The sequence below is a fragment of the Alistipes sp. Marseille-P2263 genome, from assembly GCF_018101075.1.
In the GTDB taxonomy this organism is placed as follows: domain Bacteria; phylum Bacteroidota; class Bacteroidia; order Bacteroidales; family Rikenellaceae; genus Alistipes; species Alistipes dispar.
In genome coordinates this window covers 70,062-90,059 of record NZ_JAGQEJ010000011.1, presented here as the reverse complement: position 1 = coordinate 90,059, position 19,998 = coordinate 70,062, and the positions used below count along the sequence as shown (strand labels likewise).

Below are 19,998 nucleotides of genomic sequence, written 5' to 3'. Positions count from 1 at the left end.
CTATCGACACCATATTCCACAGGGGAAAGGTCGCAGAGACGTACAACATCGGGGGATTCAACGAGTGGAAGAACATCGACATCGTAAGGGTGCTCATCCGCACGGCGGACCGTCTGCTGGGAAACCCTGAAGGATATTCGGACGACCTGATCACGTATGTCTCCGACCGAAAGGGGCACGACCTGCGATATGCCATCGACTCGCGAAAACTCCAGAGAGAACTGGGATGGGAGCCTTCGCTGCAGTTCGAAGAGGGGATCGAACGGACCGTACGCTGGTACCTCGAAAACCAAGCGTGGCTCGAAAATATCTCCTCCGGAAAGTACCAGAACTATTACGAGAGTATGTACGGAAGCCGGTCGTAGGGTTTTCGAAACTTGCATTTGATTCGTCGATTGTCGATGGCAGCGGAATCGCGTACGGCAAAAAGTCTGAAGAACAGCGTTGTGGCGCTCGGGTTCTACTTCGTGAACCTGATCCTGCAGTTCTTCTCCCGGAAGATCTTCCTCGACCATCTGGGCGCGGAGGTGCTGGGCCTGAACACCACGGCAACGAACCTTCTGCAGTTCCTGAACCTCGCGGAGCTGGGAATCGGCGCCGCCATCGCCTGCACGCTCTACAAGCCGCTGTTCGACCGGGATACGGCTGCGATCAACGAGATCGTATCGCTACAAGGTTGGATGTACCGCCGCATCGCCTGGGTGGTGATAGCCGGCGCTGCGGTGCTTATGTGCTTCTTCCCGTGGATTTTCGAGAAGATGCCGCTGCCGTTGTGGTACGCCTATGCCTCGTTCGGCGCGCTGCTCGTAAGTGCCCTGCTGAGCTATTTCGTCAATTACAAACAAATCGTCCTCTCGGCTGACCAGAAGGAGTACAGGATACAGTACAGCTACAAAGCGTCGATGCTGGCGAAGACGCTGTGCCAGATCGTAGCGATCAAATACTTCGACGATGGGTATGTCTGGTGGCTGACGCTTGAGGTGGGCTTTGCCGTGGTGGCGTCGGTGGCGCTGAACGCGGTGATCCGGCGGACGTATCCCTATCTGCGGACCGACCTGTCGGCAGGGAAGGCGCTGAGCCGGAAATATCCCGACGTCATCACCAAGATCAAGCAACTGTTCTTTCATAAAGTGGCAGGATTCGCTCTGACACAGACCAGCCCGATCATCATTTATGCCTATGCTTCGCTGACTCTGGTGGCGCTCTATGGCAACTACATGCTCATTGTTCTGGGGATTACTTCGTTGATGGGAGCCGTGTTCAACGGCATGAATGCCGGAGTGGGAAATCTGGTGGCCGAAGGGAATAAGGAGCGCATCATGTCGGTATTCGAGGAGCTGTTCTCGGTGCGGTTTCTGCTGAGCTGCACGGTATGCTTCGGAGTCTATATGCTCACGCCGGCCTTCATTACGTTGTGGATAGGTTCCGAATACGTATTGGACGACCTGACGCTGGGCCTGATGGTCGCAACGCTGTATATCGGATTGACGAGGACGACGGTCGAGGCATATGTCAATGCCTACGGTCTGTTCAGCGACATCTGGGCTCCGGTGGTCGAAGCGTCGATCAATATCGGAATGTCGGTGCTGCTGGGATGGTTCTTCGGCCTGCACGGAATTCTTGCGGGCGTATTGCTGAGCCTGTTGATCGTAGTATTCTGCTGGAAACCCTATTTCCTGTTCCGGAGAGGCCTCAAAGAGAATCTGTGGATATATGTCAGAATGTATGCGAAACATATACTGCTCGTATCGGCGGTGTCGGCCGTCATGCATCTGATTCTTGGCGTATTGCCATTCGACCCGACGGCGGGAATCGGGGCTTGGTTGATGTACGGAGTCCTGGTAATCGGTATTTTCTTCTCGCTGCTTTTCGGGGCCCTCTACATTGCAATCAAAGGAATGCGAATCTTTGTGCGCCGCTGCCAAAGAATCATAAGATAACCATTAAATACATCTTTCAATATGCCCAAAGTATCCGTCTGCGTACCAGTATATAATGTTGAAAAATATATTGAAAAATGTGTCCGCTCGCTCTTCGAACAAACACTTGAAGACATCGAGTATATTTTTGTCGATGATTGTTCGCAGGATCAAAGTCTGAATATCTTACATCGGGTTTTAACGGAATATCCACAGCGTCAGAATAGTGTCAAAATTGTTCGACATAAATGTAATTTGAATATAACAGCCGCCCGTCAAACGGCAATAAACATTGCTTCCGGAGAATATGTAATCATGTGCGACAGTGACGACTGGGTCGAACCGGATATGTATGAAACATTATATCGGGCAGCGGTATCCAATCATGCCGACATTGCATATTGCGATCTGATGTTTGTTGTCGATAATATAGAGAAACATGTCAATCAGCTTGATACACTTGGAGGAGTAAACGCTGTTCAGCAAATTCTGCGAGCCAATATTAATCCTGGAGTATGGATAAAATTAGTACGAAGATCCTTATATCAGAAAGCCGTTTCTTTTTCGGATATTCGTCCGATGTACGAGGATACTGTCGCTTCCATCAATTTATTTTATCTGGCCAAATCCATCATACATGTTCCTGAAGCGTATTATCATTATATCGTACATCAGGAAAGCGTTTGCAGGACAATGGATTCATCGATTATGTTACGACGAGCCGATGATATTATTCATAATTCCGAAAAAATAATTCAGTTTATAGCGAATATGCCTTCGGATGATCGAACTCGACTGACGTCCGATTTATATGGTTTCTTATTCAAAGTAAAATGGACTTTATTGAGTTGGTGGACAATGGACAAAGATAATTTATCACGATGGCGCAACCTTTGGCCAGAAATAATGACATCCTTATCGAATATCCAAATTCCCCGATGGAAAAAAATTGTTTATCGGGGAATGATTAGCCGATGGACAGCGCCTGTATTGCAACCGTTTCTTTCCGTTTATAAAAAGACACGTTGATTTCTTGCGGATTATTTCGGATAGAGAATGTTTTTTGTTTTAATTTTTTTTACCATCAATATACTTTTTTGTATATGGAATCCATCGTATAAAAATCGGCAGATTCAAACGATTTATTGGGCATTTTGTGTCCTTGCGATCTTTTTTATAGGTTTTCGCGGAGCGATCGATAATGACTATGCGGCTTATACCGCAATGTTTGCCGACAATTCGATTTTGGTAGAACCGGCTTTCTTATTGATCCGGTTTTTAATACGAGATATTTGCGGAGGTGGAATTACCGGACTGATGTTCGTTTATGCCATAATCAGCGTTACGATCAAATTCGTCGCCATCAAACGATATTCGGAATTCATTTTTCCTAGTCTTATCATTTGGATCGGAAACCTGATGATCTTGCAGGATATGACACAAATCCGGGCGGCTGCGGCTTGCGGTATCCTGCTGTTGTCAATCGGAGCTCTTTATCATCGGAATTGGCTGCATTATTTCGGCTGGGTACTATTGGCTACAATGTTCCATGCGTCAGCGTTACTGATGCTTCCGCTCTGGTTTTTATCAAGCGACAGAATCAATCGGGGAATTTGGACCTGTGTCATTTTAACAGGATACCTGCTTTCGCTAAATGGAATTTATCTGACATCTTTGATTTCGTTTGTTCCGATTGAATTCATCCAGGAAAAATTCTTGATATATAGTGTGGAAATAACCGATGACGGCAATGGCGGAGCCAATATCTTAGGTCTTTTCCAAATAACCCGAATCGGAATATTCCTGTTTCTGCTTTGGAATATTCATAAAATCCAACCGCACAATCGCTACTCGGTCCTGTTATTAAAGATCATGGCATGCGGGCTGACCGCCCTGCCTTTATTCCGCAATAATCTTACGGCCGGACTGCGCATTACGGAATTCCTTACATGTGTGGATATCCTGCTTTTTCCCATGGTAATCTATCTTTTTTCACCGAAAGCATTGGGCAAATGGCTCGTTGTAGGTTACAGCGCTGCAATCATGTACGGCAGGCTGTTCGTGGAAGAGTTGCTCAAATAATTTATTTGCACAGCATATATGCCTAAATTGACATTGACCTTTCTCTATATGGAGCGCGAACATATCGGCAAGGATGTCTCCTGTGTTCCATATTATCTTGGACAAGCGCTCGGCTATGATGTCGAAATCGTTTCGCTGACAAGTGCAACGAACCGGAATTTCCCGGTTGAAAACGACGGAATACGGTACAAATTTCTTTTCCGCCGGGGCGACAGAAAAAACGGATGGTATAAACTTATCTTTTTCTGGTGGTACCTTGTATGCAATGCCCGGAAAATCGATATCCTGATGCGGTTTCATTATTCGATACCTACCATTATCGAGGCTATTATATACAAAATATTCAATCCGGACGGCAAAGTTTATGTCAAATGCGACACAGATCATCATATTACCGAGAAATTTCCGCAGCGGAAAGGCATAAAGGAAGGAATTCGACGATTGCTGTATAAAAAAGGGATCGCTGCTATTGATGTTATCTCTTGTGAGACGTCGAAAGCATATGCATTAATGACAAAATCCGATTCTCCCTATTTCGCATTCGGTGACAAACTGGTTTACGTACCGAACGGTTTTGACGAAACAAGCCTCCGGAAAACGCCGATCAAGATAAAGTCGTTCGATGAAAAAGAGAACAAAATAATAACAGTCGGCCGGTTAGGAACAAAACAGAAAAACACGGACATGCTGCTTGAGTCTTTGGCGCATATCAATCCGGCAGGATGGAAATTTTATTTCATAGGCCCGATCGAACCGGCATTTCAATCCAAAATAGATAGATTCTACAAGAATTTCCCCGATAAGCTCAGTTCGATCATATTTACCGGACCTATTTATGACAAGCAAAAATTGTGGGAACATTACAATTCGGCCAAGGTCTTCGTGCTGACGTCCCGGTGGGAAAGCTACGGCCTTGTTTTGATAGAAGCAAGACGTTTCGGTTGCTATCTCGTTTCAACGGACGTCGGGGCAGCCCGCGATTTGATCGGGAATAATGAGTACGGAGAATATATAAAACAGGAAGATACAGTGGGGCTACAACAAGCATTACAGCGAATCATTGATCTGCAAACTCCAATAAACACCACGATCGGGATGCCGGTGGAATTATCGTGGGAACATGTATTATATCCTGTCATTGAAAAATTACGGCAAAAATGATTTCAATCTGTTGCGCGATTGTTTTGTATAAAATGCAATTGAGCGAATCTCCGGCTTTCCAAAGCGCCTATGCACAAATCGGTACGCATCATAAGATTCGTCTTTTTATTTTTGACAATTCTCCGGATGCCGACAGCAATCATCGAAACTATCCGGATATTCGATACGATCATTGCCCCGATAACAAAGGGTTAGGTTATGCTTATAATGCAGCCGCCCGGTATGCGAGCAAGGAAAAACTGGACTGGTTGCTGCTTTTGGATCAAGATACGATTTTACCGGATGGTTTTTTCGATAGTTACATCGATGCAATTTCTGCTCATCCGGATCTGCAACTTTTCGTTCCACAGGTCTTTCTCCCGAAAGGTACGGAGTTTTCTCCTTTCAGACGCTGGAAAGCACAGAAAAATCCGTTGTCCCCCGGCAGAATTTATCCGATAAAACATTACTTACTCATAAATAGCGGATTATGCGTAAAGTTATCATTGTTCGAGCGTAGCGGCGGATACGACGAACGGATATGGCTCGATTTCGCAGACACGCAATTTGTCCGGAAACTGTGGCATTCGGGTGAAAGATATTTCTATCTGCTTCCGTGTAAATGCTTTCAAAATTTTTCGAATGAACAAACGAATATTGAAAAACTGCAAAGTCGCTTCGAAATTTATCTGGAGTGCGGAAAAAATTGTAAATTTTTGGATTTCCCCGATTGGGCATTCCGGCAATATTGTGTCATTTCGCATACCTTATCTTTGACGATACGAACTCGGAAAATATCGTTTCTGACAAAAAGCATAACGAAATATTGGATGCGAAGATAAAAAATTATTCACTGATATAGTTGAATAGGGAATTCAATCCAATATGCTATAAGATGAGGATTCCACGGACAACATCTGAAAATGCTGCTTAAGACGACATATGAAACCATTCTCCAACGACAATAAATTAGGTAAATGGATCTTGGGATTTATTCAGCACAAAGTTACTACAAAAAAGAGAAATGCGGAAAGATATAGTGATAGAATTGAGTTACAAGGGTTTCAGTCGTGCTTCCGATTATTCGTGAAGCCATCGCAATCACCGCTGAAGCCAAATCAGGACGCCGCTACGTTACTTGTCCGTAACCATGCACGGAATGGCGACAAACGGACACGGATAACGAAACAAGGCGTTAAGGATTAGTGAGTTACTGACAACTCACGCAACAAATCCGGTTACGGAAAAAGATTGCGCCGTTCCTCCCCGTTTTGCGTACCGGCGACGGACTCTTCACCAACTAATTTTGAACCTAAAAAAATAAGGACGATGAAGAGTACATTTTCAGTAATCTACTACCTCAAACGTCAGGTAGTGAAAAAGGACGGGACAGTACCCGTCATGGGACGCATTACGGTGGACGGCAGCCAAACGCAGTTCAGCTGCAAACTGACCGTCGATCCCAAGCTGTGGGACACCAAAGGGGGACGTGTCACGGGCAGAAGCTCGGCGGCACTCGAAACGAACCGCATGCTCGACAAGATGCGTGTGCGCATCAACAAACACTATCAGGAAATCATGGAGCGTGACAACTTCGTCACGGCGGAGAAGGTCAAGAACGCCTTTCTCGGACTGGAACATCGCTATCACACGCTGATGCAGGTGTTCCGGCAGCACAACGAAGACTACGAGAAACAGGTGGATGCTGGCATGAAAGCCAAAGGCACGCTCCTGAAGTACAGGACCGTTTACAAGCACCTGCAAGAGTTCCTCACCATCCGCTACCGCGTGAAGGACATCGCGCTGAAAGAGCTTACGCCCGCCTTCATCTCCGACTTCGAGATGTTCCTGCGCACGGACAAGCACTGCTGCACCAACACCGTGTGGCTGTATGTCTGCCCCTTGCGGACGATGGTGTTCATCGCCATCAACAACGAGTGGCTCACACGCGACCCATTCCGGGAGTATGAAATCAAGAAGGAGGAAACGACACGCAGTTTCCTGACGAAAGAGGAAATCCGGCTGCTGATGGAGGGCAGGCTGAAAAACGCCAAGCAGGAGCTTTACCGCGACCTCTACCTGTTCTGCGCCTTCACGGGCCTGTCGTTCGCCGACATGCGCAACCTGACGGAAGAGAACATCCATACCTACTTCGACGAACACGAGTGGATAAACATCAACCGCCAGAAGACGGGCGTGGTGTCCAATATCCGCCTGCTCGACATCGCAAAGCGCATCATCGACAAATACCGGGGTCTGTGCGGGAACGGCAGGATTTTCCCCGTTCCCCACTACAACACGTGCCTTGCCGGAATCCGTTCCGTCGCCAAGCGTTGCGGCATCACCAAGCACATCACGTGGCATCAGAGCCGACACACGGCAGCCACGACGGTGTTCCTCTCCAACGGCGTACCCATCGAAACGGTCAGTTCCATGCTGGGACACAAGAGCATAAAAACGACGCAGATATACGCGAAAATCACCAAAGAAAAGCTCAACCAAGACATGGAGAACCTTGCCGCAAGGTTGAACGGCATCGAGGAATTTGCAGGTTGCACCATCTAAAAAGAAAAGCCATGAAACGTGACATAATCATCATAGAGGACAAGGCGGTCAGCGTAACCGGTAACGAGATATGGATGACCTCCACAGAAATCGCCGGACTGTTCCACACGGGCGTCCCGGCAGTGAACGCCGCCATCAGAGCCGTCCGCAAGCCGGACGTGCTGAACGACTACGAGGTGTGTCGCTACATGCGGCTTGAAAACGGGCTTTCAGCCGACGTGTATTCGCTGGAAATCATCATCCCCATCGCCTTCCGGCTGAACACCTACCATGCACACGTGTTCCGCACGTGGCTGGTGGGCAAGGCACTCTCGAAGGAAAAGCGGCAGGCATACGTGATGTTCATACAGAACGGAAAAGCCGGGTATTGCTAAACACGCATAAAAAGAAAAAAGAAAAAGGAAACGGACAGCCCGTATGGAGTTGCCCGTTTCCTTTTTTCATGCAGCCGCCTTATTCCATCGGCTTGCGGTAGTTCGCCTCCAATAGTTCACGCAACCCCGATTCGGGGTAAAGCACCTTCCCTCCCAAAAGTATAAAGGGCAGCACCCTGTTGTTGCGGTACTCCTGCAAGGTGCGGCGGCTGACACGGAGCAGTTCCGCCACCTCCCTGTCCGTCAGGTAACGCTCCCCGTCCAACGGCGGGCGGTAACTTTCCAGAAAGGCGGAGAGCCATTTCGAGCCTTTGCGCATGTTCTGCACGACGGTGGCAAGCGGCTCGTCCTCCATCGTAAACACTTCATTGTTCTCGTTCATCATAACTTCGGATTCAGTGGGTTGTGAATAATAAAAATCAAATCATTTTCCGCCGGGATAGAGCGTGCCGACAAGCGGAATGAGCCTTTTGACCTCCTCCGGCTTGTAATAGAACCTGCGGTTTATCTGCGAGTAGCCGATAAGCCGCCTGTCACGCAAAGTCTGCAACGTGCGCGGGCTGATCCTCAACTGCCCGCAGACCTCCTCGCCCGTGAGCCACCTTTCCATCCGCCCGCCGTCGCTCCTGCGCCTCAGGGCGGCTACCTTCTCCGCGAGGGCGTTGAAGGACGCCACCATCATCTCGAAGGTCTTTTTCTCGATAGATACTATTTCCATAAGCAAAACATTTCAGAGTTTGCCGCAAAGGTAACGAAGCCGCCTTGAACACGTACCGTTTCCCGCTAAAAGGCAGCTTGTTGCGCCGTCTGTCCGGGTTACGGAGCCATTATCCGTAAAAATCTTACGTGAGCCACGTAGTGAGCTGTTAAAGCCCATTTGGTTTATTGCCGAATTTTGTCGCAGAAACATAGCGCAAGCCGAGCGCAGAACGTCAAGCCCGCTTGAACGGTATGCCGAGGCGCAGCCTATGTTCATGCAAATAAACCAAAAGAAAGAACTGAATATGAAAGTGATAACGATGGAAAGTTCCGCCTTCACCGCATTGACGGAACAGATAGCCGAGATAGCGGCACACGTGCGTGCCGTTTCCGGCGGTAGGAAGGAAGAAGCTCCCGACAGGTTGCTCACCACCCGCGAGGCGGCGCACCTGCTGAACGTGAGTTGCCGCACCCTCCAGCGCATGCGCAGCGAACAGCGCATCGCCTATGTCGTGCTGCGCGGCAAGTGCCGCTACCGGCAGTCGGAAATCGACCGCCTGCTCGAAGACAGCACCGTTACGGGCGAAGCCGCGACACCGGAACAGTTGAAACGCAACCACACGCTGCGCACGGGCGGCAGACCCAAAGGAAGGAGGACGTAAGACATGGAACTGCTTACCCGCAACAATTTCGAGAACTGGATGCAGAAGGTGATGGAACGGCTCGACCGTCAGGACGAGATGCTGCTCTCCATGCAGCCGTCCGGCAAAGCCCCGAACCCGATGGACGGGATCAGGCTTTTCGACAACCAAGACCTGTGCATACTGCTCCAGATCAGCAAGCGCACCCTGCAACGCTACCGCAGCATCGGCGCGCTGCCCTACAAGACGCTCGGCAAAAAGACCTATTACAGCGAGGCGGACGTGCTGACGTTCCTCTCCGAACATGTAAAGGATTTCCGCAAGGAAGACATAGCCTTCTACAAGGCTCGTATCCATAATTTCTTTCAAAAATAACCATTAAAACATTTTTCAGATGGCAAAGAAAAAAGACGAAAAGGACGTGCTGGTTGTCCGTGACGAGAAGACGGGCGAAATCAGCGTGGTAGCCGGGCTGAACGCCGACGGCTCCCCCAAGCGTATCCCCGCGAAAGCGGAGAACGCGCAGAGTTTCCTGCAATTCGACCGGCACGGCGACGTGCTGGACAACTTCTTCAGGAACTTCTTCCGGCAGTGCAGGGAACCCAGCCGCTTCGGTTTCTACCGTGTCGCGGCGGACCAAGCCGACAAACTGCTGGAGGTTATCAAGGACTTGCTGAAAGATCCCGACGGCAACAAGGAGATGCTTGCGCCCCACAAGGTGGACACCTCCGGCTACGAAAAGAAAGTACAGGAGGAGCAGTCCGCCGAAAAACAGGAACAACCGGAACAGAAACAAGATGACGAACCTAAAAAACAGGAAGAAATGGAACAGAAAAACGAACAGAATCAGGAAAGTCCTCAGCAGACGCAGGGCAACCGGGGCTACCAGCCCATCGACGAGAGCAAGATCAACTGGCAGAAGTTGGAGGAGAAATGGGGCGTGAAGCGCGACGACCTTGAAAAGTCGGGCGACCTTAACAGGATGCTCAACTACGGCAAGTCCGACTTGGTGAGGGTGTCGCCCAATTTCGGCGGAGAGGCTTTCGAACTGGACGCCCGCCTCTCCTTCAAGAAGGACGGCGAGGGCAACGTCAGCCTTGTGCCGCACTTCATCCGCAAGGAGCAGAAGCTCGACGACTACAAGGAACACAAGTTCTCCGACGATGACCGGAAGAACCTGCGCGAAACGGGCAACCTCGGCAGGGTCGTGGACCTCGTGGACAGGGAAACGGGCGAGATCATCCCCTCGTTCGTCAGCATCGACCGCAAGACGAACGAAATCACGGATGTCTCGGCCAGCAAGGTGCGCATACCGGAACGCATCGGCAAGACGGAAATCACCAAGCAGGAGCAGGACATGCTGCGTGCCGGTCTGCCCGTGCGTGACAAACTCATCGAACGCAAGGACGGCAGGAAGTTCGTCACCACCCTGCAAGTGAACGTGGAGCAGCGCGGCGTGGAGTTCGTGCCGGGAACCGGCAGGTCGCCCCGTGCCGTCCAGACACAGGAAAATAAGGAGAAACAGGCGCAAGGTACGGAAAACACAGCCAACACGAACAAGGAGCAACGCCGCAACACGTGGACGAACGCCGACGGCAGCATCCGCCCCATCAGCAAATGGAGCGGCGTGGACTTCACCGAGCAGCAGAAAGCCGACTACGTGGCGGGCAAAGCCGTGAAACTGGAGAACGTGACCGACAAGCAGGGCTTCCACGCCACGATGTACATCAAGTTCAACCCGGAGAAGGGACGCCCGTACCGCTACGACACCAACCCCGACAACGCGCAGAAGGTCGCGCCTTCCAACGAGAGCCGCACGCAGGTGGCGGTGAACAGCGAGGGCAAGACCAACGAGGCTACCAAGAACCTGAAGGAGCCGTTGCGGAAGGGACAGACCGCCCCGAAGGACACCGCGCAGCAACAGCAGCAGGAGAAGCCGCAAAAAAGAAACAATAAGGGCATGAAGATGTAATCCGGTGTCCGCCACTAAATCCGAAGTAACATTTGTAAAATTCAAAACGACAGAAGAATATGAAGACAATCATTGCAGAAAAGCCGTCTGTGGCACGTGAGATCGCCCGTATCGTGGGCGCGACAAAGAGAGAGGAAGGATATTTCGAGGGAGGCGGCTACGCCGTGACTTGGGCGTTCGGACATCTCGTACAGCTTGCCATGCCCGACGGCTACGGCATACGCGGCTTCGTCCGTGACAACCTGCCCGTCATCCCCGACACCTTCACGCTCGTCCCCCGTCAGGTAAAGACGGAGAAGGGCTACAAGCCCGACAGCGGCGTGGTGACGCAGATCAAGACCGTCACCCGGCTATTCAAGGAAAGTGAACAGATCATCGTGGCGACCGATGCCGGACGCGAGGGTGAGCTTATTTTCCGCTACCTCTACCATTACACCGGATGCGCCACCCCGTTCGTCCGCCTCTGGATAAGCTCGCTTACCGACAAGGCTATCCGCGAGGGACTGCGCAACCTTGAAGCGGGCGGCAAATACGACGACCTCTATCTTGCCGCCAAAGCGCGGAGCGAATCGGACTGGCTCGTGGGCATCAACGGCACGCAGGCACTCTCCATCGCCGCCGGACACGGCACTTACTCCGTCGGGCGGGTGCAGACACCTACATTGGCGATGGTGTGCGCACGCTACTGGGAGAACCGCCGCTTCACGCCCGAAGCCTTCTGGCAGCTCCATATCGCAACGGACGGCTGCGACGAAGGAACTGTGAAGTTTTCCTCTTCCGAAAAATGGAAAGAGAAAGAGCCCGCGACGGAACTGTATAATAAGGTGAAGTCGGCAGGCACAGCCACCGTCACGAAAGCCGAACGCAAGGAGAAGACGGAGGAAACACCGCTCCTGTACGACCTGACCACGCTCCAGAAGGAAGCCAACACCAAGCACGGCTTCACGGCGGAACAGACGCTTGAAATCGCGCAGAAGCTCTACGAGAAGAAGCTCATCACCTATCCGAGAACCGGAAGCCGCTACATCCCCGAAGACGTGTTCGCCGAAATCCCCAAGCTGCTCGCCTTCATCGGGGCTTTGCCCGAATGGAAAGGCAAGGTGCAGCCGAAAGCCGTCCCGACACGCAGAAGCGTGGACGGTAGCAAGGTGACGGACCACCACGCCCTGCTCGTCACGGGAGAGAAACCGCTGTTCCTCTCCAAAGAAGACAACACCGTCTATCAGATGGTTGCCGGGCGCATGATCGAGGCGTTCTCCGAGAAATGCGTCAAGGACACCGCTACCGTCACGGCGGAGTGTGCCGGAGTGGAGTTCACGGTGAAAGGCAGCGTCATCAGGCAAGCCGGATGGCGTGCCGTATATGGTGAGGAGGACAAGGAAGAAACCGCCATCCCCGGCTGGCGGGAAGGCGACACGCTGACGTTGAAAGGCTGTTCCATCACGGAGGGAAAGACCAAACCCAAGCCGTTGCATACCGAAGCAACCTTGCTCTCGGCTATGGAAACGGCGGGCAAGGACATAGAGGACGACGCACTCCGTCAGGCTTTGAAGGACTGCGGCATCGGCACGCCCGCCACCCGTGCCGCCATCATCGAAACGCTCTTCAAGCGCGGCTACATGGAACGCTGCAAGAAATCGCTTGTGCCGACAGAAAAAGGGCTTGCCCTTTACTCTGTCGTGAAGACGATGCGCATCGCCGACGTCGCCATGACGGGCGAATGGGAGAAGAATCTGGCACGCATCGAGCGCGGGGAGCTGCCCGCCGACACCTTCTGCAAGGAGATAGAGGCGTACACAAAGGAGATTACCTCCGAACTGCTCTCGTGCGACAAGCTGTTCGCCCGCAGGGATTCCGGCTGCAAGTGTCCCAAGTGCGGAACGGGCAGTATGCAGTTCTACGGCAAGGTCGTCCGCTGCGACAACGCGGACTGCGGGCTACCCGTGTTCCGCCTGAAGGCGAACCGCACCCTTTCCGATGACGAGATCAAAGAGCTGCTCACCGATGGGCATACGAAGCCGCTCAAAGGCTTCAAGAGCAAGCAGGGCAAGAGCTTCGACGCCATAGTCGCCTTTGACGGGGACTATAACACGACTTTCGTGTTCCCCGAAAGGAAAACGAGCAGGAAATTTTCAGGACGGAAGAAATAGTATTAACTTTGCCACTTGTTCAGAGTAATGAATTGTTCTTCGATACCGGATTACACTCATACTTTGGATTTAGTGGTGGCACTCGGAGGGATACCGAGTGCCTTTTCATTCTCCTTTTCAGACGATTATCCCCATCATTATCAACCCACTAAATTCCAAAGTAATGAACAACAAGAAGAAAAACGAAGGTCAGACCGACTTTTCCTATTACGGTCTGTACCTGCTGGACTATCTCCGCACGAACAGGTTTGAACAGGCTTCCGACGATGCCTTCATCCGGGAACGTGCCGACCGTGCCGCCGAAACGTATGAGCGTGCGCGGCTCGAAGGCTATCCGTCCGAGGGGGCGCAGGAGTTGGCGATGGACACGCTCCTGCGTGGTCTTCGCTATTCCAAGTACGCCATCCTCCGCGAAGTCGTGGAAAACGAGTTTGCCGACGAAGTGCCGGAAAAGAAACGCGAAGCCTTCATCCGAAAGCTGCTGCCGCCTGTCGGCAACGTATTCTCCGCCTATGATCTTTCGGACGACAACTTCGCCCTGTCGCCCGAATACGACCTGCTCTACACGGAGCTGACGGGAGCCGTCGTCCTTTATATCGGGGAATATGGCGTTTAACCGCAAACAACGGCTGCGGGACAACATCGAGGCGATACGGACGGCATTCATCCTTGACAGGGAACGGAGGACGGCAACCGCCGAGGAACAAGCCATACTTCGGAAGTATTGCGGTTTCGGCGGGTTGAAGTGCATACTGAACCCGGCAAAGGAACTGACGGATGCCGTGCATTGGGCGAAATCGGACCTCGAACTGTTTGCCCCTACGGTGGAACTGCACAGGCTGGTGCGTGAAAACAGCAAGGACGATACGGAGTACAAGCGGTACGCGGATGCCATGAAGCAGTCCGTGCTGACCGCATTCTACACACCGCCGGAGATAACCGGCACGATTGCGGAGGCTCTGCATGAACACGGCATACGTCCCGACCGTGTGTTGGAGCCGTCGGCGGGCGTGGGCGCATTCGTGGATGCCGTGCTGGAAAACAAGCCGGACGCGGACATCATGGCTTTCGAGAAAGACCTGATGACGGGCAAGATATTGGGACACCTGCATCCCGACCAAAAGGTAAGGGTGCAGGGATTCGAGAAGATAGAGAAGCCCTTCACGGATTATTTCGACCTTGCCATCTCGAACATCCCGTTCGGCGACGTGGCTGTGTTCGACCCGGAGTTTACAGGAAGCCAAGACCCGGCAAGGCGTTCCGCACCGAAGGCAATACACAACTACTTCTTCCTGAAAAGCCTTGACGCTGTGCGTGAGGGCGGCATCGTGGCGTTCATCACCTCGCAGGGGGTGCTGGACGCACCGTCCAACGCACCCATACGCGAGTATATGATGCGTAATGCCAATCTGGTGGGTGTCGCACGCCTGCCGAACAATCTCTTCACGGACAACGCGGGTACGGAGGTGGGCAGCGACCTGATTATCCTGCAAAAGAACAGCGGAAAGAACGGGGAACTGTACTACAACGAGAAACTTTTCATGCAGACCGAACAGACGCCCATCGGCACTTCGGTGAACGGGTATGTATGGAGCATCAGCTCTCTTTCCAATACGGATTTAATCAGAGGCACAGACCCTTACGGGAAACCTGCCTATCAACTCCTGCACCGGGGCGGCATCGGGCAAATGGCGGAGGACTTGCGGGAACATCTGAAAATCGAGTTGCATCAGTTTGACAAAGAACTGTATGAAATGTACAGCCTGCATCCGGCACAGGGGAAAAGCACGGTTACGGAAACCATTTCCATACCAGTTGTCACTCCTGAGATACAGCCACGTAATGAAATGGCAGCCAAGCCCGAAGCGGTAACACCGCAGCCGGAGGAAGAAAAGCCGGAGATAGAGCCGCACCGTCCCGATTATTCGGAGGGCGTGCAGCTCTCCCTGCTCGACCTCTGGGGCATGACCGAGGAGGTACGCAAGCAGGAAGCACCCTCCAAGAAGAAAAAGACGGCGAAAAAGGAAAGCCCGGCAAGACGTATGCCTCCCAAACCGCAGGCGCAGGTTACGCCGAAGGTTACGACCGCACCGCCACAGCCGTCTGCCGCACCACCGACGGAGAACAGGGACAGCCAAGAAACAAAGCCGGTGAGTGTCGCAGCCAAAGCCGATCCGGATGATATTTACGCCACTTTGGATTGGGATACCAACCCGCCCATCAACGGCTTCTATGAAATGATGATGGACCTCACGCCGGAGCGACGCAAGGAGCTTCGCAGGCTGGCGGCACAGCATCAGGAGAAACGGCAGCATGTCCCGGACGTGAAAGCCGCACCGGAGCAGGAAACACGGCAACCCGAAACGCAGCCGGAAGTTGCCGCCACTCCTGCCGCTCACGCAACGGAAACGGCTGCAACCTCCCTTTTCCCCGAAATGGAAGCGGAAAAACCGGAGGAGGAACCTCTCGACCTTTCTCCCCGTCCGTTCAACGGCATGCTGGAGCCGCACTATCGTGACGGCTCTATGGTACTGGATGCTTCACGCAATCTCGGTTATTTGAAAGACCTCACGCCTTACGGCGCGACATTCCAACCGCTTGACCTGACTGGCTACCAGAAGGAGAAAGCGATGTTGTATGTGTCACTCCGTGATTCATACGAGCGGCTTTACCGCTACGAGGCGGAGTATCACGATGAAGGGTCTGCACAACGCATAGCGTTGAACACCTGCTACGATGAGTTTGTCATGCGCTACGGCAACCTCAATGCCAAGCAGAACGTGAAACTGTTGATGATGGATGCCGCCGGGCGCGACATCCTTTCGTTGGAACGTGCGGAAGACGGCAGGTTCGTCAAGGCGGACATCTTCGAGCGTCCCGTTTCCTTCTCGGTGGAGAGCCATGCCAACGTAAGCTCTCCCGAAGAGGCACTCTCCGCATCGCTCAACAAGTTCGGCACGGTCAATCTCGACTATATGCGGGAGATAACCGACAGCACGGAAGAGGGATTGCTTGACGCCCTCAAAGGACGCATCTTCTACAACCCGCTCGTAACCGGTTACGAGATAAAGGACAGGTTCATCGCCGGGAACGTGATAGAGAAGGCGGAGCGCATCAAGGCATGGATGGGTGACAACCCAGAAAACGGGCGTATGCCGGAAGTGAAGCAGGCGTTGTTGGCTCTGAAAGAAGCCGAGCCGCCGCGCATCGCCTTCGAGGACCTCGACTTCAATTTCGGGGAACGCTGGATTCCGACGGGCGTGTACGCCGCCTACATGAGCCATCTTTTCGACACGGACGTGAAAATCGCCTACTCCGCAAGCATGGACGAGTATTCGGTGGCGTGCGGCTACCGCACCATGAAAATCACGGACGAGTTTTTAGTGAAGGGCTATTACCGGAACTATGACGGTATGCACCTGTTGAAACACGCCCTGCACAACACCTGCCCCGACATGATGAAGTCCATCGGCAAGGATGAGCATGGCAATGACATCAAGGTGCGCGACAGCGAGGGCATACAGCTCGCCAACGCCAAGATTGACGAAATCCGTAACGGGTTCTCGGAATGGCTGGAAGAGCAGTCGCCGCAGTTCAAGGAACGGCTGACGACAATGTACAACCGCAAGTTCAACTGTTTCGTGCGACCGAAGTATGACGGTTCGCACCAGACGTTTCCCGACCTCAATCTGAAAGGATTGGCAAGCCGGGGTATTCAAAGCGTTTATCCGTCGCAGAAGGATTGCGTCTGGATGATAAAACAGAACGGAGGCGGGATCTGTGACCACGAAGTTGGAACAGGTAAAACACTGATAATGTGTATTGCAGCGCATGAAATGAAGCGTCTGAACTTGGCGCACAAGCCGATGATTATCGGCTTGAAGGCGAACGTGGCGGAGATAGTAGCCACTTATCAGGCGGCATATCCTAATGCGAGGATTCTCTACGCTTCGGAAAAGGATTTCTCGACTGCCAACCGCGTGCGTTTTTTCAACAACATCAAGAACAACGACTACGATTGCGTCATCATGTCGCACGACCAGTTCGGCAAGATACCACAGTCGCCGGAGTTGCAACAGCGCATCCTGCAAGCGGAGCTTGACACGGTGGAGGAAAACCTTGAAGTGCTGCGGCAGCAGGGCAAGAACGTGTCGCGGGCGATGCTGAAAGGATTGGAGAAACGCAAGCACAACCTTGTGGCGAAGTTGGAGAAAGTGGAACACGCCATCAAATCCCGCACGGATGACGTAGTGGACTTCAAGCAGATGGGCATCGACCACATCTTCATTGACGAGAGCCACCAATTCAAGAACTTGACTTTCAACACCCGGCATGACCGTGTGGCGGGGTTGGGAAACTCGGAAGGAAGCCAGAAAGCCCTGAATATGCTTTTTGCCATACGAACTATACAGGAGCGCACGGACAAGGACTTGGGGGCTACGTTCCTGTCCGGCACAACCATTTCCAACAGTCTGACGGAATTGTACCTGCTCTTCAAGTATCTGCGTCCGAAGGAATTGGAAAGGCAGGATATCCGATGCTTCGACGCATGGGCGGCAATTTTCGCCAAAAAGACAACCGACTTCGAGTTCAACGTGACGAACAATGTGGTTCAGAAGGAGCGTTTCCGATATTTCATCAAAGTGCCGGAGCTTGCCGCCTTCTACAACGAGATTACCGATTACCGCACGGCGGAGGACGTGGGTGTGGATCGTCCGCGTAAGAACGAGATACTGCATCACATACCTCCCACGCCCGACCAAGAGTATTTCATCAAACAGCTGATGCAGTTCGCCAAGACGGGTGACGCCACGCTGCTGGGCAGACCGCCCCTGTCGGAAACGGAGGAGAAGGCGAAGATGCTTATCGCCACCGATTACGCGCGGAAGATGGCTCTCGACATGCGCATGATAGACCCGCATTATGAGGACCACCCCGACAACAAGGCTTCCCACTGCGCCAAGACGATTGCGGAGTATTACCACAAATACGACGCGCAGAAAGGCACGCAGTTCGTGTTCTCGGATCTGGGAACATACCAGCCGGGCGACGGATGGAACGTGTACAGCGAGATAAAGCGGAAGCTGACGGAGGACTACGGCATCCCGGCAAGCGAGGTGCGCTTCATTCAGGAGTGCAAGACCGACAAGGCACGCAAGGGGGTGATAGACGCCATGAACGCCGGAACGGTGCGCGTGCTGTTCGGTTCCACTTCCATGCTCGGAACGGGTGTGAACGCGCAGAAACGGTGTGTCGCAATCCATCATTTGGATACGCCGTGGCGTCCATCCGACCTGCAACAGCGTGACGGACGCGGAGTTAGGGCGGGCAACGAGATTGCCAAGCGTTTTGCCGGGAACAATGTGGATGTCATCATCTACGCGGTGGAAAAGTCGTTGGACAGCTACAAGTTCAACCTGCTGCACTGCAAGCAGACGTTCATCTCGCAGCTCAAAAGCGGGGCGATGGGCGCACGTACCATCGATGAGGGGGCTATGGACGAGAAATCGGGCATGAACTTCTCGGAGTACATGGCGTTGCTCTCCGGCAATACCGACCTTTTGGACAAGGCGAAACTGGAGAAGCGTATCGCATCGCTTGAAGGGGAACGCAAGTCGTTCAACAAGGGCAAGCGCGATTCGGAGTTCAAGCTGGAAGCCAAGACGGGGGAACTGCGCAACAACACGGCTGTCATCGAAGCCATGACGGAGGACTGGAACCGTTTTCTTTCCGTTGTGCAGACTGATAAGGAAGGTAGTCGCCTTAATATTGTCAAGGTGGACGGCGTGGATTCAACCGACGAAAAAGTTATTGGAAAGCGTTTGCAGGAGATAGCCAAGAACGCCACGACGGGCGGTTTGTACAAGCCTGTCGGGGAGATTTACGGTTTCCCGATAATGGTGGTCAGCGAGAGGATACTCAAAGAGGGGCTGGAATTTACCGACAATCGCTTCGTGGTGGAAGGGAATTACAAATACACCTATAACAACGGGCATCTGGCGATGGCTGACCCGGTAGCCGCCGCACGTAATTTCCTGAATGCATTGGAGAGGATTCCGTCCATCATCGACCAGTATAAGGCGAAGAACGAGGTGCTGGAAAAGGAGGTTCCGCAGTTGCAGGAGATAGCGGGCAAGGTGTGGAAGAAAGAGGACGAACTGAAACAGTTGAAGTCCGAACTTGCCGCGCTTGACCGCAAGATACAGTTGGAGCTTGCGCCGCCCGCGCAGGAAGTCACCGAAAAAGAAAAGAACGGGCAGGAGATCAAGCCAGATGCGGAAGGTGTACGGAGCATATCGCCACAACAAACCGATGATGTCCCGCAGATTCGCAGCCCGATGGATAAACGAAGTCCGTCTGGCAATTTCATTGCCAATCATATCATTATCGGGCGTCCGGGTTTTCAGTTTAAGGATGAAAACCGATCGAAAGGGATAAAAATTTAAAATTATGAAT

General features: G+C 52.3%; 16 protein-coding genes. 14 read left to right on the top strand and 2 right to left on the bottom strand.

Annotated features, from left to right (window positions below):
* The 8 genes from KB554_RS12525 to KB554_RS12490 form a co-directional block, all read left to right on the top strand.
* A partial coding sequence (locus KB554_RS12525; protein ID WP_211036363.1) for a GDP-mannose 4,6-dehydratase occupies nt 1-365 on the top strand: 365 nt, incomplete at its 5' end.
* A 36-nt stretch (nt 366-401) separates the two neighbouring features.
* Nucleotides 402-1,940 (top strand): sugar transporter, encoded by a 1,539-nt coding sequence (locus KB554_RS12520; protein WP_211036362.1) that lies wholly within the window; start codon nt 402-404, stop codon nt 1,938-1,940.
* A 21-nt stretch (nt 1,941-1,961) separates the two neighbouring features.
* Entirely contained in the window at nt 1,962-2,948 is a 987-nt protein-coding gene (locus tag KB554_RS12515) for a glycosyltransferase family 2 protein (RefSeq protein ID WP_211036361.1), read from the top strand.
* 27 nt (nt 2,949-2,975) lie between these two features.
* Complete coding sequence (locus KB554_RS12510) at nt 2,976-4,001, top strand: EpsG family protein (protein WP_211036360.1); 1,026 nt, start codon at nt 2,976-2,978, stop codon at nt 3,999-4,001.
* A gap of 18 nt (nt 4,002-4,019) precedes the next feature.
* Nucleotides 4,020-5,162: a glycosyltransferase gene (locus KB554_RS12505; protein WP_211036359.1), complete on the top strand. Its 1,143-nt coding sequence runs from the start codon at nt 4,020-4,022 to the stop codon at nt 5,160-5,162.
* Entirely contained in the window at nt 5,159-5,983 is an 825-nt protein-coding gene (locus tag KB554_RS12500; RefSeq protein WP_211036358.1) for a glycosyltransferase, read from the top strand. The genes KB554_RS12505 and KB554_RS12500 overlap by 4 nt, the downstream gene beginning before the upstream one ends.
* 487 nt (nt 5,984-6,470) lie before the next feature.
* The gene (locus tag KB554_RS12495) at nt 6,471-7,706 is read left to right on the top strand and encodes a site-specific integrase (protein WP_008645569.1); all 1,236 of its coding nucleotides are present in this window, start codon (nt 6,471-6,473) and stop codon (nt 7,704-7,706) included.
* A gap of 11 nt (nt 7,707-7,717) precedes the next feature.
* Nucleotides 7,718-8,080 (top strand): hypothetical protein, encoded by a 363-nt coding sequence (locus tag KB554_RS12490; RefSeq protein ID WP_008645570.1) that lies wholly within the window; start codon nt 7,718-7,720, stop codon nt 8,078-8,080.
* Between the two features lie 79 nt (nt 8,081-8,159).
* Here KB554_RS12490 and KB554_RS12485 read toward each other — a convergent pair whose 3' ends face one another.
* Both KB554_RS12485 and KB554_RS12480 read right to left on the bottom strand, forming a co-directional pair.
* Nucleotides 8,160-8,465, bottom strand: a complete 306-nt coding sequence (locus KB554_RS12485) for a helix-turn-helix domain-containing protein (protein ID WP_008645571.1) — start codon at nt 8,463-8,465, stop codon at nt 8,160-8,162.
* Between the two features lie 39 nt (nt 8,466-8,504).
* On the bottom strand, nt 8,505-8,798 hold the full coding sequence (locus KB554_RS12480) for a helix-turn-helix domain-containing protein (protein ID WP_032535412.1): 294 nt from the start codon (nt 8,796-8,798) through the stop codon (nt 8,505-8,507).
* A gap of 250 nt (nt 8,799-9,048) precedes the next feature.
* Between KB554_RS12480 and KB554_RS12475 the strand changes: the two genes are divergently transcribed.
* The 6 genes from KB554_RS12475 (at nt 9,049) to KB554_RS12450 (ending at nt 19,988) form a co-directional block, all read left to right on the top strand.
* The gene (locus KB554_RS12475; protein ID WP_008655856.1) at nt 9,049-9,441 is read left to right on the top strand and encodes a helix-turn-helix domain-containing protein; all 393 of its coding nucleotides are present in this window, start codon (nt 9,049-9,051) and stop codon (nt 9,439-9,441) included.
* Nucleotides 9,442-9,444: 3 nt separating this feature from the next.
* Nucleotides 9,445-9,795, top strand: coding sequence for a helix-turn-helix domain-containing protein (locus tag KB554_RS12470; RefSeq protein WP_008655857.1), 351 nt, complete (start codon nt 9,445-9,447; stop codon nt 9,793-9,795).
* A gap of 19 nt (nt 9,796-9,814) precedes the next feature.
* Nucleotides 9,815-11,392, top strand: a complete 1,578-nt coding sequence (locus KB554_RS12465) for a DUF4099 domain-containing protein (protein ID WP_008645573.1) — start codon at nt 9,815-9,817, stop codon at nt 11,390-11,392.
* A gap of 59 nt (nt 11,393-11,451) precedes the next feature.
* On the top strand, nt 11,452-13,542 hold the full coding sequence (locus tag KB554_RS12460; protein ID WP_008645574.1) for a type IA DNA topoisomerase: 2,091 nt from the start codon (nt 11,452-11,454) through the stop codon (nt 13,540-13,542).
* Between the two features lie 163 nt (nt 13,543-13,705).
* Nucleotides 13,706-14,158 carry a DUF1896 domain-containing protein gene (locus KB554_RS12455; RefSeq protein ID WP_008645575.1) on the top strand — a complete coding sequence of 151 codons (453 nt, stop codon included), beginning with the start codon at nt 13,706-13,708 and terminating at the stop codon, nt 14,156-14,158.
* Nucleotides 14,148-19,988 carry an N-6 DNA methylase gene (locus KB554_RS12450; RefSeq protein ID WP_008655861.1) on the top strand — a complete coding sequence of 1,947 codons (5,841 nt, stop codon included), beginning with the start codon at nt 14,148-14,150 and terminating at the stop codon, nt 19,986-19,988. Before KB554_RS12455 ends, KB554_RS12450 begins: the two co-directional genes overlap by 11 nt.
* The last annotated feature ends 10 nt before the right edge of the window (nt 19,989-19,998 follow it).